This is a genomic window from Flavobacterium sp. W21_SRS_FM3 (assembly GCF_052113625.1).
Taxonomy (GTDB): Bacteria; Bacteroidota; Bacteroidia; order Flavobacteriales; family Flavobacteriaceae; genus Flavobacterium.
The window spans coordinates 367,834-384,023 of record NZ_JBGQOD010000001.1 but is presented as its reverse complement, the minus strand read 5'-3'; the positions used below and the strand labels follow the sequence as shown (position 1 = coordinate 384,023).

The window sequence follows — 16,190 nt, the reverse complement described above, 5'->3', positions numbered from 1 at the left end:
ATTTTTTAAACACAAAGGGCAAGCATTTTTAACTTATTTTAAAATTTAAAAAACATGCACCTATTATATAAAACTTTTAAAAACTGTATTTCTCAATCCTATTTCGGCTAATAATAAAAAACCTGCTAACCATACAAATGGTCTGTATTTTTCATCATAATCGTAGAATTTCAACTCTTCAATTTCTGTTGTTTCTAATTTATTTATCTCACCATAAATTGCTGCTAACTTGCTGTTGCTCGTTGCTCTAAAGTATTTTCCATCTGTTTTTCGAGCAATACTTTGCATCAGTCGCTCATCAATTTCTACCTTCATCATCTGGAATAAGAATTGACCATTAGGACCTACTGCGTATGGAAACTCAGCGGTTCCATTAGTACCAATACCGATAGTATACACCTTTATTCCATACTGTTTAGCAATATCAGCTGCCGTTTCCGGTTCAATAAAACCAGCATTATTAACCCCATCAGTTAACAAAATAATTACTTTACTTTTCGCCTTACTATCTTTCAATCGATTGACCGCGGTAGCTAAACCCATTCCAATACCTGTTCCATCTTGCAATACATTATCGTAGTGGATGCTTTTTATAGCTTCTAGAATAATGGCTTTGTCACTGGTCACTGGAGTCTTAGTGTAGGCTTCAGAAGCATATACGACTAATCCTATCCTATCATTTGGTCTTTCCTCTGTAAAATCAGCAGCCACTCTTTTCAGCGCTTCCATTCGGTTGGGCTTTAAATCCTTGGCAAGCATACTTCCAGATACATCGACAGCCATTACAATATCAATCCCCTTTGTAGTTTTAGTTTTATTGCTAATATCTACGGTTCTGGGTCTGGCCAAGGCTACAATTAACGAACTTAGTGCTAATAAACGCAGTACGCTTAGATACGGTTTTAGCTTTGCTAAAAATGAAGTTGCGGTTTTGAATCCTTGAATCGAACTAATTTTTAAAGTAGCTGCCTGCTGGTTTCTTTTAAAAACTAACCATATAATTGCTAATGGTATCAAAAGAAACAACCAAAAAAATTCGGGATTTAAAAAGGTTATTTTTGCCATTACTTATTTAATTGTTTTAATTCTACTGAACTCAATACTCTGTCAGCAATTTCATTTGCATAGGAATCTCCCTCTTCATGGAAAATGATAATTTGTTGCAATCCTCCCTCTTGGCTAAACAATAGTAATTCATAATACAGCTTCTCGCTGCTATTTGTTTCACTATTCACTCTTGAGAAAGTTCCGTAGCCTTTTAAACCACTTATTCCTTCTGGAGTTTCAAAATCTTCTTGTTTCACAATCATGTTTTGAGCCCCTTGAGATTCTAAGGTTTGTATGGTAACCTCCATGGATTTCTTTAAATCGATGGTACTGTCTTGTTTGTATTTAATAGTCGAAACCATTAAATAAAAATTATCCACAAAGCTACCGTATGCAAAGGAGTTCATTTCTTTAATTAAAGCCAGACCTTCTTTAGGTAATGATTTTGTCAAATCAATTCGCTTAAGAACCTTAGGTGTTTCAATGATCACACTAGGATTACCATACTCACTTTTTACCCATTCTCCCTCTAGTAATTCTTTAGTAGGATGACCAATAATATTATCTTTTACATAATCGAACCCTTTAGTAACTATGAAAAAAGTAGTCACTGCCAATAAAAGAAAAAGAACCGAAGCCACAGTATAGATTATACGCTTGTTTCTTTTTTTCTTAAGCTGAATTTCTATTTGTTTTTTCTTTTGCGCTTCATTAAGCAACATGTCCTCTTCAACTTCTACCTCAACAGGAATAGCCCTATCTAAAGTCAAGATCGCCTTTTCTATTTTGTTTTTATCTTCTGTAATTTCGTAATCCAATGGTTTTGATTTAGCAAATTTTACTAAATCGGCTTGTTTTAAAACGCGCTCTAAGTTCTCAATTGTTTCCTGAGAAACAGTCATTTTCTTTTTAACAGATGCGGCTCTAAGACCTTCAATAAGCTCAGAAGTAGTGCTCTCCATTGCTGGAATTTCAATGGCTTCTTCGATATAATTTCTAGCAATATCTGTTAATTCACTGTAATATGATTTTACTTCCCCTTTTTGCCACAGTTCCTTTTTTTCAAGGTTGTTCAATAAGCTAGTTGCTTTTTCTATAGGTGTTTTATAAACCTCTTCTTCAATTTTTTTCTTTTGTTGTTTTTTGATAAACCAGTAAACAGCTGCTGCAATTCCAAGGATTAATGCTAGAATTAAAAGGTATTTCCACCAATTCCCTAAGCTTGATTTGACAGGAATAACTTCTTTAATATCATACATTTTTTGTTTTAATGTATCTACCTGTACATTCGCTACTTCAACTGATACCGAATCAGTCATATACGGTTTATTATTAATCAGAATTTTAACACTCGGAAGAGTGTAGCGACCTGAGTCAAACTGAATAAGACCATAGCGTTTGATTAATTCATAACGATCGTTATTTTTAACGGTGTCTATAGGATAAGACTGAATCACTTCTAGAGCTCCTATGTTTTTTAACTTTGGAAAAACAACTTTGGACAGGGTATCCACATTAGTCTTAAAAGTTAATTTAAATTCTGCTCCTATTTTATTTTTAGTGGTATCAATACTTGTTTCTACTCGTTTTTGTTGCGCAAAAACAGCTGTAGAAAGAAGCATTAAAAGTAATAATAAATGTTTTTTCATTATATAAATTTTCTCTTGAAAATAGAATTTAGAAATTCAGATTAACGATTTTGATTGTAGCATTTCCTTTGCAAAATTAAATTCTAAAATCACTATCGCGATTTAAAATAACCCAGCAATTTAGTTACATAACTTTCATCTACTCGAGTATTTACAACGCCCGAACCTGATTTACTAAACGTTTCTTTAAAATAACTTAATCTTTCATTATAGTGTTTCTCGTAGTTGAACCGAACGGTCTTAGAACTGGTATCGATTAATTGGGTAATACCTGTTTCGGCATCTTGCATAGGAACCATTCCAATATTGGGCATTTTTTCTTCTCGAATATCATATACTCGAATACCCGTTATATCGTGCTTTTTAGCGGCTATTTTTAAAGTTTGCTCATAATCTTCAGACATGAAATCAGAAATAACAAATACAATTGCTTTCTTCTTTTGGGTACTCGATAAAAACTTTAATGCTTGGGCGATATTAGTTTTGTGACTTTGAGGTTCAAATTCAATTAACTCTCTGATAATACGCAGTACATGCGACCTTCCTTTTTTGGGCGGAATGTACAATTCAATCTGGTCTGAAAATAAAATTAGACCAATCTTATCATTGTTTTGTGTCGCCGAAAAAGCCATTGTGGCAGCAATTTCTGTAACAATATCTTTTTTAAACTGATTTTTAGACCCAAAGCTTTCAGAACCAGAAATATCTACCATTAACATCATGGTTAACTCTCTTTCTTCTTCAAAAACTTTTACATGTGCTTCATTGTATCGTGCGGTAACATTCCAGTCAATAGCTCTAATATCATCACCATACTGGTACTGACGCACTTCACTAAATGTCATTCCACGGCCTTTGAATGAGGTATGGTATTCACCCGAGAAGATGTGATCACTCAATCGTCGGGTTTTAATTTCAATCTTACGTACTTTTTTTAAAAGGTCTTTTGTATCCATTTATTTAATTTGTTTAAAGTTTAAAAAAGTTTAAGGTTTGAAATTACCTACAGTAACTTGAAACCTTAAACCTTAAACAAATTTTAAGGTACTTCTACTTCGTTTATAATTTTATTGATAATATCTACTGAGGTAATATTTTCGGCCTCAGCTTCATAGGTGATTCCTACTCTGTGACGAAGAACATCATGAACTACAGCACGCACATCTTCTGGAATTACATAACCACGTCTTTTGATAAAAGCATAACATTTAGCCGCATTAGCTAAGTTGATACTTCCACGAGGTGATGCCCCAAAACTGATTAATGGTTTTAGATCGGCTAATTTGTATTTCTCAGGGTAACGGGTAGCAAAAATAATATCAAGAATATATTTTTCAATTTTTTCATCCATATAGACTTCACGAACGGCTTCTTGCGCGCGTAAAATTTGCTCTACAGATACGACTTGGTTTACTTTCTCATAACTTCCTTTTAAGTTTTGACGAATTACCAAACGCTCTTCATCCATTTTAGGATAATCAATAACTGTTTTTAGCATGAAACGATCCACTTGTGCTTCTGGAAGTTGGTAGGTTCCTTCTTGTTCAATTGGGTTTTGAGTCGCCAATACTAAGAAAGGTCGTTCTAATTTAAAAGTGGTATCGCCTATCGTTACTTGTTTTTCTTGCATCGCCTCTAACAAAGCCGATTGCACTTTAGCAGGTGCACGGTTGATCTCATCGGCTAAAACGAAATTAGCAAAAATAGGTCCTTTTTTAATCGAAAATTCGTTTGCTTTAATATTGTAAATCATTGTCCCTACAACATCCGCAGGTAATAAATCTGGAGTAAACTGTATTCTACTAAAAGAACCATGAACAGCTTGAGAAAGCGTATTAATCGCTAAAGTTTTTGCTAATCCAGGAACTCCTTCTAGTAAAATATGTCCTTGACCTAAAAGTCCGATTAATAATCTTTCGACCATGTGTTTCTGACCCACAATCACTTTATTCATTTCCATAGTAAGGAGGTCAATAAAAGCACTCTCTCTTTCTATTTTTTCATTGATTGCTCTAATGTCTAAAGTCGATGTATTCTCTTCCATATTTTTATTTTTAAAACCTTGAATTTAATCTCTTGCTTTTGAGAGTGCAAATTGAATTTTTTTTTACAGGAAAGATGTTAAAAAATGGTTAAAACTTCTAGGAATGTCCTATTTTTAAGGTTGAATTATGATACTATTTTTATATTTTTAAGAACTTTGAAAAATATACTTTGGAAATGCATCATTTCTCATTTCAATTAAAAAAACAAACCATGAACAAAACGTCATTATCGCCTATAATTGCTGGAACTATGAATTGGGGAGTTTGGGATAAAAACCTCACTCAAAAGGAGATGGAAAGCATGATCCATATTTGTTTAGAAAACAAAATTACTACCTTTGATCATGCAGATATTTATGGTTCTTATACCACCGAATCTGATTTTGGAAAAGCGTTTGCTGCAAGCAAAATTGATAGGGAAAAACTGCAGTTGATTTCTAAATGCGGTATCCAAATGTTAGCCGAAAATCGCAATAACAAAATCAAACATTACGACTACTCTAAACAACACATAATCACCTCAGTTGAACAATCTTTACGTAATTTACATACTGATTATTTAGATGTTTTTTTATTACACAGACCCAGTCCGTTGATGCAAGCTGACGAGATTGCAGCCGCGGTCGAACAATTAAAAAAGGAAGGTAAAATTCTTGATTTTGGACTTTCTAATTTCACTACTTCACAAACAGAATTGATACGACAAAAAACGGCGGTTAGCTACAATCAAGTACAGTTCTCAGCAACTAACTTTGAACCGATGGTTGATGGTAGTTTTGATTACATGCAAATGAATGGCATTCAGCCCATGTCGTGGAATCCTCTAGGTTGCGTTTTTAGAGAAGACATTCCGCAAACCCACCGTTTAAAAAAATTATTAGCTAGGCTAGTTTCTAAATACCACTTGGGCTCAGACACGCTATTACTTTCATGGGTTTTAAAACATCCTGCTAAAGTTATTCCTATTGCAGGAACAGTAAATGTAGCCCGAATTCAATCTTTAATGAAAGCAGTCGAATTAGAACTGGAAAAAGAAGATTGGTTTGCCATATGGACAGAGAGTATGGGAGAGGATGTCGCTTAAATAAAAGAGTTATAATGCCATAACATTAATTATTGATAAAAAAACATGACTAAGACAGTATTGATAACGGGAGCTACTAGCGGAATAGGAAAAGCAACAGCTCAATTATTAGCCCGAAATAAGTATACTATTATTCTTTGCGGAAGACGTGAAGACCGCTTAATTGCACTCAAGAAAGAGCTATCTGAACTAACGGAGGTTCACACATTACAATTTGATGTACGTGATAAAAAAGCAGTTTTTGAAGCCATTAATTCGCTACCAGAAACTTTTTCTACAATAGATATATTAATTAATAATGCAGGAAACGCCCATGGGTTAGATCCTATTCAAACAGGTGATCTGGACGACTGGGATGCTATGATAGATATCAATGTAAAAGGTTTGTTATATGTATCGAAAGCTATTATTCCACAAATGATTGAAAGACGATCAGGGCATATCATTAATATTGGTTCTACAGCCGCTAAAGAAGTGTATCCAAACGGAAATGTATACTGCGCTTCTAAACACGCTGTCGATGCTTTAAATCAAGGGATGCGTATTGATTTGAATCCGTACGGAATCAGAGTAGGCGGAATTCATCCTGGAATGGTAGAAACTGAATTTAGCGAAGTTCGTTTTAAAGGGGACACCCAAAAAGCAGAAAATGTTTATAAAGGTTTTACACCTTTGCAAGCAGAGGACATTGCCGATATTATACATTTTGTAGTCTCAAGACCTTATCATGTAAACATTGCTGATTTAGTAGTAATGAGTACCGCACAGGCGTCATCGACTATTGTTAAAAGGGATTGATTTATTATTAATATTATTATTTATTCCTAAGACGGTTACAGTATGGCAAATTATAATTCATTTGAAGAAATGGCCATCTATCAATTGGCTAGAGAACAAAGTAACAGAGTTTGGCATTTAATTCAAACTACATCACTGGGACAAGATTATAAATTACGAGAGCAAATTAATGGCTCTTCTGGCTCAGTAATGGATAATATAGCTGAAGGATTTGGAAGAGGTGGAAATAAAGAATTTATCGTTTTCCTAAGTTATTCTAGAGGATCGTGTTGCGAAACAAAAGCTCAATTGCAACGTTCATTTGATAGAAAACATATTACTGAGGAGAATTATTTAGAATTGACCTTAAAGTCACAGATTATTATTGATCAGATTTCAAAATTCATAAATTTTTTAAAATCTTCGGATAGAAAAGGATCAAAATATGATTGATAGCACCAATATAAAATAGATTATTAAATAATAAATAATAGCAAATCTAAATGATCAACAAACGCCTTTTAATTAAAAACTTACTTGCTCATAATGACGAGAACAGTTTTTATGATAAAAAGCGCCAATTGAATTTACATACCCGTGAAGGTAAGGCGAAATTTTTAAAACACATTTGCGCTTTATCCAATTCTAACCCGGCTAATAATTCCTATATTGTAGTTGGTGTTGAAGATCAGGACAATGAAATTGTAGGGGATGATTTTTTTGATGATAGTCGCATTCAAAACTTAGTAAATGCCTATTTAGAAAACCCTCCTAAAATTCAATATGAAAATGTCCCTTTTCCGAATTTACCGAAAGATAAGGTGGTAGGATTAGTAACGATAAAACCAAAACATAAGACCTCTTATTTTAAAAAAGGAATTCATACCATTACAGCTAATACTGTTTTTATTCGTCGTGGGAGCAACACAACTCCTACGACAGATAAGATCGAAAAAAACCATCAAAATACAGAAACTGTTATAGGTATTGAAAACAACGCTCGCAACAATATTAAATATACGCTAGATGGGGTTTTTGATTTCATGAACTACCGCCACAAAGATATGGCCCCAAAATACAATGTATTTAAGGAGCTTTTTATCATTTGTTGGGCTGGAATTCCTAAAAGGGTCCGAGACAAGACTTATTTGTCTAGAGTAGATATTGAATTAATAAATGAGCAGGTAAAGCTATTTTATTCTGCTCAAGATGTAGTAACTATTAATTTTGACGAAGATTCATTTACAATTACAGAATATGTTCCTCTAGGCTTAAACGATAAAACAAGTTATTATCCTTTAGAGCAACAAACGATTTATTTTTATGAAAATGGCTATTATAAGATTGAAACTAAGATGTTGTTTCAACCGCCAGAATTCAATAGAAAGATGTTATTTCATATCTACAATACTAATCTTTCTTTATTACAGAAATTAAGTAAAGGATATAAACTATCCGAAAGGGAATATAAAGATTTAGAGAATTTACCGTCTACATTTATGATCTGTCACCTCAACGGATTTGAAGATGCCAAAGATAAGTTGATTGAAGCAAAAACGCTTATCAAGCCCTTCCCCTACATTTATCTCTCTTTTAAAGAAGCATTGCGAATACTAAGAAAGATGAAATACGATACTAAAAATGAAGATTAAAAAAGGATACAATATCATTTAAAAAACTACATATCGTTCTGATAATCAAAACAGATAAAGCGATTAATGTATTCATTGTTTTTTGGTTTTTTAAGGTTTATGTAAAAATACATAAAAAAAATGATACCAAACAATCACCTAAAGTAGTGATATTTTAAAACTTTATTAAAACTTCAATTAGACAGGCCATTTTAAAAAAAATAAATAAAATATCCGCTCGTCCCAACTCTTTTCGCTATTTTTATGGATTAGAAAAACGACACACTTGTCCTTTTTTATAATCCCGATTGACCACACACAAAATGAGAACATTAGTTATAGGTGATATACATGGAGGCTTGCGTGCACTTCACCAAATTATAGAACGAGCCAAAGTTACTGCAACCGATACTTTAATTTTTCTTGGGGATTACGTTGATGGCTGGAGTCAATCTCCTCAAGTCCTAGATTATCTGATTCAATTAAAAACTACTAATACTTGTATTTTTATTCGTGGAAATCATGATGAATTATTATTGCACTGGTTAAAAGACAACAAAGAAAACCTGATGTGGTATAAGCATGGTGGAGAAGCGACGGTAATGGGTTATGAAAAAGTAGATGACGTTACTAAACAATTACACATAGATTTTTTATTGTCATTAGATGATTATTATTTAGATGAAAAAAACCGCCTATTTGTTCATGCTGGTTTTACCAATATGAATGGTGTGAAATATGAATTTTACCCAAAATTGTTTTACTGGGACAGAACGCTTTGGGAAACCGCTTTAGCACTAGACCGAAGCATTAAACCTAATGATTTGTTATATCCCAAACGGTTAACATTGTATGATGAAGTTTATATAGGTCACACCCCTGTAAGCAGAATTGGCAAAACAGAACCAGTTCAAATGGCCTGTGTTTGGAATGTGGACACTGGAGCCGCTTTCAAAGGGCCACTTACCATTATGGATGTAGACACCAAAGAATTCTGGCAGAGCGAACCCTTAAACCACTTGTATTTTGATGAAAAAGGAAGAAATTAGATTTTAATACCCTAATTTTGCACTATTATTATTAAAATATATTAAGTATGAAAAAAGTAATTACGTTATTATTACTGTCATCAGTTTGGCTTACAAATGCTCAAGCATTTAAAGGAAATGGAGATGTGAAAGGGCAAGTTGGTTTTAATATCCAAGATGGCGGAACAGGTATTTTTTTATCATCTGATTTTGGAATTGGAGAGAATATGTCACTAGGACTTACCACAAATTATTTATTATCAGTTTCAACAGATGAATTTGGTGACAACCCTTCATTTGGTGATCGTGTTGATCTTAAAGCACGATTTAATGCTAATTTAGGGAATGTAATGCAATTAGATCCAAAAATGGATATCTATCCAGGTTTAGACTTAGGTTTGAAAAACTTTGGGGCTCATTTAGGCTTCCGTTACTTCTTTACAGAAGGTTTTGGTTTATTTGGAGAAGCAGGAGTACCTATCGCTAAATATGACACAAACAACAGTGATTTTGGACACAATTTAAACAATCAGTTTGTATTTAATATTGGTGCCTCTTTTAATTTATAAGAGAAAAATTATATATTAGAGCAAAACACGCTAGTTGATACGCATAAAAAAAGGCAGTTTGAAATTTCAAACTGCCTTTTTTTAGTATTTACAACGCGCTACAAATCAAATTTAATCCCTTGTGCTAATGGCAAGCTAGTGGTATAATTGATGGTATTAGTTTGACGTCTCATGTATACTTTCCAAGCATCAGAACCGGATTCTCTACCTCCACCAGTTTCTTTTTCTCCTCCAAAAGCACCACCAATCTCAGCACCTGAAGTTCCTATATTGACATTGGCTATACCACAGTCAGAACCTACAACAGATAAGAAAAGTTCTGCCTCTCTTAAGTTATTCGTCATAATTGCTGATGACAATCCTTGAGCAACACCATTTTGAATTGCGATGGCATCTTCAACATTTCCTGAATATTTCAATAGATACAATACCGGTGCAAATGTCTCGTGTTGCACAATTTCGAATGAATTATCCGCTTCGGCAATCGCAGGTTTCACATAACAGCCACTTTCATATCCTTCTCCAGAAAGCACACCACCCTCAACTAGTAACTTACCACCTTCGGCAACTACTTTTGTTAAAGCATTATTGTACATTTCTACAGCGTGTTTATCGATAATAGGTCCCACATGATTGTTTTCATCTAATGGATTCCCGATACGTAGTTGACCATAAGCCGATACTACAGCATCTTTTACCTTGTCATAAATGCTTTCATGAATAATTAGACGACGTGTAGAAGTACATCTTTGTCCAGCTGTTCCTACTGCCCCAAAGACCGCACCAATTACGGTCATTTTAATATCAGCATCTGGCGTTACAATAATGGCATTGTTTCCACCTAATTCTAATAATGATTTCCCTAAACGTCCTGCTACTGTTTGAGCAACAATTTTACCCATACGAGTAGAACCTGTTGCCGAAATTAAAGGCACACGTTTATCATTAGTCATCATTTCTCCAACTTTATAATCACCGTTTATTAAACAAGAAATTCCTTCAGGAAGGTTGTTTTCTTTAATTACTTCAGCAATAATGTTTTGACAAGCTACTCCACAAAGTGGTGTTTTCTCAGATGGTTTCCAAACGCAAACATCTCCACAAATCCATGCTAATGCGGTATTCCAAGCCCAAACGGCTACTGGAAAATTAAAGGCTGAAATAATTCCTACTACTCCCATTGGGTGGTATTGCTCATACATACGGTGTCCAGGACGCTCAGAATGCATCGTTAATCCATGCAGTTGACGAGAAAGACCTACTGCAAAATCACAGATATCAATCATTTCTTGCACTTCACCATATCCCTCTTGTAATGATTTTCCCATTTCATACGAAACCAATTTACCTAGAGCTTCTTTATTTTTACGTAATTTTTCTCCAAACTGACGAACAATTTCTCCACGTTGAGGTGCTGGCATGGTTCTAAATGTTTTGAACGCAGCCGTAGCTGATTCCATTACCTTCTCATAATCTGCAGCTGTTGAGGTTTTAACTTTCGCTATCAATTGCCCATCTACAGGAGAATAACTTTCTAGGATTTCTCCATTTGAAAAGTGATTTAGACCTGTTGAAGTTCCTTCATTAATGTCTTTGATACCTAATTGTGCCAAAGCTTCTTTCATTCCGAATTGATTTGCTATTGTTGTCATTGTAACTTTTTTAGTTAAAATTGTTATATTTTTTTGTAAAGATATCATTTCGAGTTGAATTTCTCTCGAAGAAAATTGTTAAAATCGAAGTAAAATTAGCTCATATTAGTAAGTTACTAACGATTAATATAGAAGAAACCCAATTTCCCCAAAAGAACAAACAGCTTTTATACTGTAAATTCTAAGTCCTAAATACGCATTTATAGACAGCTTAATTTTGTAAAAATACAATCACCATTAAAATGCAAAATATTTTAGGAGTTCATTTTATTTTTCCTGTACAAGGAAAGCGTTTTGAGCTGTAACTGTATCTATAAAACCGTCTTTGGGAAGCAACAATTATCAAAAGAATAGTACTTTCTATGCGGTTAACCATTTTTGAAAATCAGATATTCCTTTTTGATTCAAAAATGCTTACTACATTTCAATTTTTATAAATAATTTGATTTTATGCACAAACGCCTAGCCCCGGTAGTAGCGGCATCCTTTTATGGTTTTCTTTAAGCCATAAAAGATACAGCGGATAACGGGAAATAGCTCCTATAAATAATAAACTATTTATGGGCAACAAATCTGGGATCGGCTTCCATTACCGTTCCACATTGATCACAAGTTCTAAGTTCTATGGAATTGTAAAAATGTTCAAAGTGAGGCAAGAAATCTTTTTCTATATCTTTCAATTCAAATTTAACTTCATACAATTTATGATTGCAGTTGTCGCAATGCCACTGTAAACCATCAGTAAAGCCTTTTCCTACACGTTTGCGTTCAATAACTAATCCTATTGAACCTGCTGAACGAACGGGAGAGTGCGGCACATTAGCGGGATGCAAATACATGTCACCAGCATTTAAATCCATTTCTTTGCGTTCACCATCTTCTTGAATAATCACCTTTATTGAACCTTCTAATTGATAAAACAATTCTTCGGTTTCATTGTAATGGTAATCTTTACGCGCATTAGGTCCTGCTACAATCATGACAATATAATCCCCCGACTCTTGGTATAAATTTTTATTTCCCACAGGTGGTTTTAGTAAATCACGGTTTTCGTCAATCCATTTAGTTAGGTTGAAAGGTTTTGCTATTGCCATCTGTTAGGTCTATTAAGTTTATGAGAGGCTAAGTTACTAAAAACAGCCGTGTCCTGTCGTTAAGAAACTCTAAAATGTAAGCTGTTTAACTAAATCGAATATTCTTTGTGATTAGAACATCATTTATGTTCTTTAATCAAATAAATGTACACCGGAAAATGATCGCTAAAACCTATTTCAGTAGTCGAATGTCGCTTAGGATAACCCTTGTACTGACCTGATTCTTGAATTAAAAAGGCTTTATTATAAATACCCGCTTTCCAATATTGAAAACTACTAAAATCATTTTTGATTAAGGACTGTGACACCATGATTTGATCAAAGATATCCCAAGAATCGCGATAGGCTATTGTTCCTAAACCTTTTTTTGCCATTTCTTCGAATGGATTGTAAACTCCAAACTCAACCACCTCTTTTTTAGTAGCCTTAGCGCCAAGAGCTTTTTTAACGCTATTATTTAACGGTCCGTCATTTAAATCCCCCAGCGTAATCACTTTAGCATTTGGATTTATTGCTTGTAGCGAATCAATTATTTTTCGGTTTAACATGCCTGCTGCTTCCCGAAACGGACTTGTCTTTTTCTCGCCACCAGAACGGGAGGGCCAGTGATTTACAATAATATTAATTTCTTCACCCTCTAGAAATCCAGTGACTAAAAGTTGGTCACGTGTAAACACCCGATTGTTTTGTGCACTAATAGCCAGTTCGTCATCCGATTTATCATCGGGTTCAACTTTTGAGCTCAGTTCTTTTTTATATACTAATAGCGGAATGTTACTATAACTTGTGGGTCTGAAATATTTTTTTTGGTACAGTAAAGCCACGTCGATACCCCGCTTATCCGGGGAATCAAAATGAATAATTCCAAAATCTTTATCAATGATTTTAGGTTCTTTAATTAAGTCTTCCAGAACTCCTCTGTTCTCAATTTCTGAACAGCCTATAAACGTAGGCGCATTTGAATTCTCAGAAGAACCAATTTCGAGTAATACTCTAGATAAATTTTGTAGCTTTTGATGGTATTTCTTACTGGTCCAGTGTTGCGCTCCTTTTGGAGTCCACTCATCATCATTAGTACTTGGATCGTTAATAGTATCAAATAAGTTTTCGAAATTATAAAAAGCCACTGTATGAATGGTATAATTTTTCTGCTGAGCAACTCCTTTAGTGTGAGCTAACAGAAACAATAACAATGCGAGTAAACTAAAAATTCTCATACATCAGATTTAAAGATCAATCAACTAAAAGGCCTTCTAACACGAATTAGATTCATTAATAAAAATACTACAATTAAATTAAGAAAGTTTAATTTATTTTCAAATTCATTATATTTGTTTGAATCCTCTTGGAGACAAATCTAAATTTATTTACCCCAGACAAAAAAACACATGTACACAACACGATTTTGGTCATTAAACAGTAATTTTGGTTTGAATATGTTCCTACTATTATTTTTTGTTTTGCAATCTTTCAATATTCAAGCCCATACATTTATGACTACACCAGCTACTTTACAAAAAGGAGATACCATAGCAATTTTAGCAACAGCCCGAAAAAACTTAGACGACAACTTAAAACCTGCTATTGATTTATTACATAGTTGGGGACTCGAAGTAGTGATAGGAAGTACCATCGGATTAGATAACAATCAACTTGCGGGAACAGATGAGCAAAGAGCTGCTGATTTCCAAAAGCAGTTAGATAATCCAAACATCAAGGCCATCTGGTGTGTAAAGGGTGGTTATGGTACCGTACGAATGATTGATTTATTAGACTTTACAAAATTCAAACAAAACCCAAAGTGGATTGTTGGTTTTAGTGATATTACCGTTTTACATAACCACTTAAATACCATGGGATACAAATCGATTCATGGAATAATGCCAGTAACTGTAGCCAGAGCTACACCAGAGGCTGTGGAAAGTCTATACCTTTCTTTATTTGGAAAAAAATTAGACTACAGCATTCCTTCAGACGGAATGAATAGAACGGGTAAAGCTACTGGAGAAATTGTGGGAGGAAACTTGTCTATACTTTATAGCTTGCTGGGTTCTCCATCAGCGATTGATTGCAAGGATAAAATATTGTTTATTGAAGATTTAGACGAGTATCTGTATCACATTGACCGCATGATGATGAATTTGAAACGTAATGGTTGTCTGGAAAGCATTAAAGGAATTATTGTAGGTTCCATGACTAAAATGAAGGACAATGACATTCCTTGGGGGAAAAATGCGGTTGAAATAATTGAAGACGTGACTAAGAATTACAACATTCCTGTTATCTACAACTTCCCAGCGGGACACATTAGAGATAATCGTGCGCTAGTGTTGGGTGACATTGTTACAATGGAAGTAACTGAAAAAACAAGTACTGTAGAATTTAAGTAAATAGCCTAAATACGTTTCATGGCAGCACACAACGAATTAGGAAAACTTGGTGAAGAAATGGCTGTAGCCTTTTTACAAAAAGACGGTTATGATATTTTAGATACTAACTGGACTTTTCAAAAAGCGGAAATTGACATTATTGCCAAAAAAGGAGACATGCTTGCCATCGTAGAAGTCAAAACCCGTTCTTCATTAGATTTTGGACTGCCACAAGACTTTGTGAAACCTAAAAAAATTCAACTTTTAGTAAAAGCAGTTGACGCTTACGTAACCCAAAAAAATCTCGAGGTTGAAGTTCGCTTCGATATTATTGCTATAACAGCACCCGGAAAATCTACAGACGAAGGAGTTAACAAAGAGAAATCTTTTGTAATTGAGCACCTTATCGATGCATTTTATCATTTTTAATGGTTTTTCAGTGATGTTATATTTGTAACAAAATGTTTTTTATTTATATTTGCAGTAGATTTAAAGACAACTAAGATCCTAACCATTAGTGCAACCAACTAAAATACCACTTGAATTATTATGAAAACAGTTTCATCCATCGTAGAAAACTACATCAAGACTAAGCCTTTTTTACTAAATGCTTTATCACTTGGCATCATCAACTTGACCTCTTTGTCGAGAAATATTATGTCTGAATTAGAAAGTGAATTTGGAAAAGAAGTCAAACAAGGTGCTATCGTAATGTCGTTAAAAAGATTAACCGAAGAACTGGATTTTAGATTGAATCATAAGATCAGTAAGGTGATTAAGAACATCGGTGAAATAACGGTACGTTCTGCTTTAACAGACTATACTTTTGCCGTTTCAGAAACGGTATTAAATAAGCAAGCTGCTTTAATTTCGGATATTAATGCTTTAGCTGATGTTTTTTATACATCATCCAGAGGTGTAAATGAAATCAACATTGTCTTAAGTAACAGTGTGAGTCATTTAGTAGACAAACATTTCGTTAGCGAGAAGTTGATTCAAAAATTAGAAAACCTTGCCTCAATAACAGTAAAATTACCAAAAGAAAATATTGCTGTCCCTGGTATATATTATTTCATTTTTCAAAGATTGGCTTGGGAAGGAATCATTATTAACGAAGTCATTTCCACTTCAAATGAATTCACGATTCTTGTTAGTGAAGAGCAAGTAGACGTTGCTTTTAAAGTCATTAAAGATTTAAAGAATTAATTCTGGTAATAGATATCAAAAAAGCTTCCCATCAACTAC

16 protein-coding genes are annotated in these 16,190 nt (G+C 34.0%); 9 read left to right on the top strand and 7 right to left on the bottom strand.

The window, feature by feature from the left end; genetic code table 11:
- Positions 1 to 63 precede the first annotated feature (63 nt).
- From ACEN2K_RS01755 to ACEN2K_RS01740, 4 genes are all read right to left on the bottom strand, one after another.
- A complete protein-coding gene (locus ACEN2K_RS01755) occupies positions 64 to 1,065 on the bottom strand; it encodes a vWA domain-containing protein (protein ID WP_441757589.1) in 1,002 nt (333 codons plus the stop codon).
- The gene (locus tag ACEN2K_RS01750; protein ID WP_441757588.1) at positions 1,065 to 2,696 is read right to left on the bottom strand and encodes a hypothetical protein; all 1,632 of its coding nucleotides are present in this window, start codon (positions 2,694 to 2,696) and stop codon (positions 1,065 to 1,067) included. Before ACEN2K_RS01750 ends, ACEN2K_RS01755 begins: the two co-directional genes overlap by 1 nt.
- 92 nt (positions 2,697 to 2,788) lie before the next feature.
- Positions 2,789 to 3,652, bottom strand: coding sequence for a DUF58 domain-containing protein (locus ACEN2K_RS01745; protein WP_441757587.1), 864 nt, complete (start codon positions 3,650 to 3,652; stop codon positions 2,789 to 2,791).
- Between the two features lie 83 nt (positions 3,653 to 3,735).
- Positions 3,736 to 4,740: an AAA family ATPase gene (locus ACEN2K_RS01740; RefSeq protein ID WP_441757586.1), complete on the bottom strand. Its 1,005-nt coding sequence runs from the start codon at positions 4,738 to 4,740 to the stop codon at positions 3,736 to 3,738.
- Positions 4,741 to 4,952: 212 nt separating this feature from the next.
- Here ACEN2K_RS01740 and ACEN2K_RS01735 point away from each other — a divergent pair, with 212 nt between their 5' ends.
- From ACEN2K_RS01735 to ACEN2K_RS01710, 6 genes are all read left to right on the top strand, one after another.
- Positions 4,953 to 5,825: an aldo/keto reductase gene (locus ACEN2K_RS01735; protein ID WP_441757585.1), complete on the top strand. Its 873-nt coding sequence runs from the start codon at positions 4,953 to 4,955 to the stop codon at positions 5,823 to 5,825.
- Positions 5,826 to 5,870: 45 nt separating this feature from the next.
- Positions 5,871 to 6,623 (top strand): SDR family NAD(P)-dependent oxidoreductase, encoded by a 753-nt coding sequence (locus tag ACEN2K_RS01730; RefSeq protein ID WP_441757584.1) that lies wholly within the window; start codon positions 5,871 to 5,873, stop codon positions 6,621 to 6,623.
- Positions 6,624 to 6,665: 42 nt separating this feature from the next.
- Positions 6,666 to 7,055, top strand: coding sequence for a four helix bundle protein (locus tag ACEN2K_RS01725; protein ID WP_441757583.1), 390 nt, complete (start codon positions 6,666 to 6,668; stop codon positions 7,053 to 7,055).
- 50 nt (positions 7,056 to 7,105) lie between these two features.
- A complete protein-coding gene (locus ACEN2K_RS01720) occupies positions 7,106 to 8,254 on the top strand; it encodes an ATP-binding protein (RefSeq protein ID WP_441757582.1) in 1,149 nt (382 codons plus the stop codon).
- Positions 8,255 to 8,556: 302 nt separating this feature from the next.
- Positions 8,557 to 9,282: a metallophosphoesterase gene (locus ACEN2K_RS01715; protein WP_441757581.1), complete on the top strand. Its 726-nt coding sequence runs from the start codon at positions 8,557 to 8,559 to the stop codon at positions 9,280 to 9,282.
- Between the two features lie 47 nt (positions 9,283 to 9,329).
- Complete coding sequence (locus ACEN2K_RS01710; RefSeq protein ID WP_441757580.1) at positions 9,330 to 9,830, top strand: DUF6646 family protein; 501 nt, start codon at positions 9,330 to 9,332, stop codon at positions 9,828 to 9,830.
- A gap of 98 nt (positions 9,831 to 9,928) precedes the next feature.
- Here ACEN2K_RS01710 and amaB read toward each other — a convergent pair whose 3' ends face one another.
- The 3 genes from amaB to ACEN2K_RS01695 all read right to left on the bottom strand — a co-directional run bounded on the left by amaB (position 9,929) and on the right by ACEN2K_RS01695 (position 13,793).
- A complete protein-coding gene (amaB, locus tag ACEN2K_RS01705; protein WP_441757579.1) occupies positions 9,929 to 11,482 on the bottom strand; it encodes an L-piperidine-6-carboxylate dehydrogenase in 1,554 nt (517 codons plus the stop codon).
- Positions 11,483 to 12,036: 554 nt separating this feature from the next.
- Positions 12,037 to 12,576: a 3-hydroxyanthranilate 3,4-dioxygenase gene (locus ACEN2K_RS01700; protein WP_441757578.1), complete on the bottom strand. Its 540-nt coding sequence runs from the start codon at positions 12,574 to 12,576 to the stop codon at positions 12,037 to 12,039.
- A 119-nt stretch (positions 12,577 to 12,695) separates the two neighbouring features.
- On the bottom strand, positions 12,696 to 13,793 hold the full coding sequence (locus tag ACEN2K_RS01695; protein WP_441757577.1) for an endonuclease/exonuclease/phosphatase family protein: 1,098 nt from the start codon (positions 13,791 to 13,793) through the stop codon (positions 12,696 to 12,698).
- A 276-nt stretch (positions 13,794 to 14,069) separates the two neighbouring features.
- On the opposite strand from ACEN2K_RS01695, the gene ACEN2K_RS01690 reads away from it, so the two are divergent.
- From ACEN2K_RS01690 to ACEN2K_RS01680, 3 genes are all read left to right on the top strand, one after another.
- A complete protein-coding gene (locus tag ACEN2K_RS01690) occupies positions 14,070 to 14,966 on the top strand; it encodes a S66 peptidase family protein (protein WP_441757939.1) in 897 nt (298 codons plus the stop codon).
- Positions 14,967 to 14,984: 18 nt separating this feature from the next.
- Positions 14,985 to 15,374: a YraN family protein gene (locus tag ACEN2K_RS01685; RefSeq protein WP_441757576.1), complete on the top strand. Its 390-nt coding sequence runs from the start codon at positions 14,985 to 14,987 to the stop codon at positions 15,372 to 15,374.
- A gap of 120 nt (positions 15,375 to 15,494) precedes the next feature.
- Positions 15,495 to 16,151, top strand: a complete 657-nt coding sequence (locus tag ACEN2K_RS01680; RefSeq protein WP_441757575.1) for an aspartate kinase — start codon at positions 15,495 to 15,497, stop codon at positions 16,149 to 16,151.
- Positions 16,152 to 16,190 lie beyond the last annotated feature (39 nt).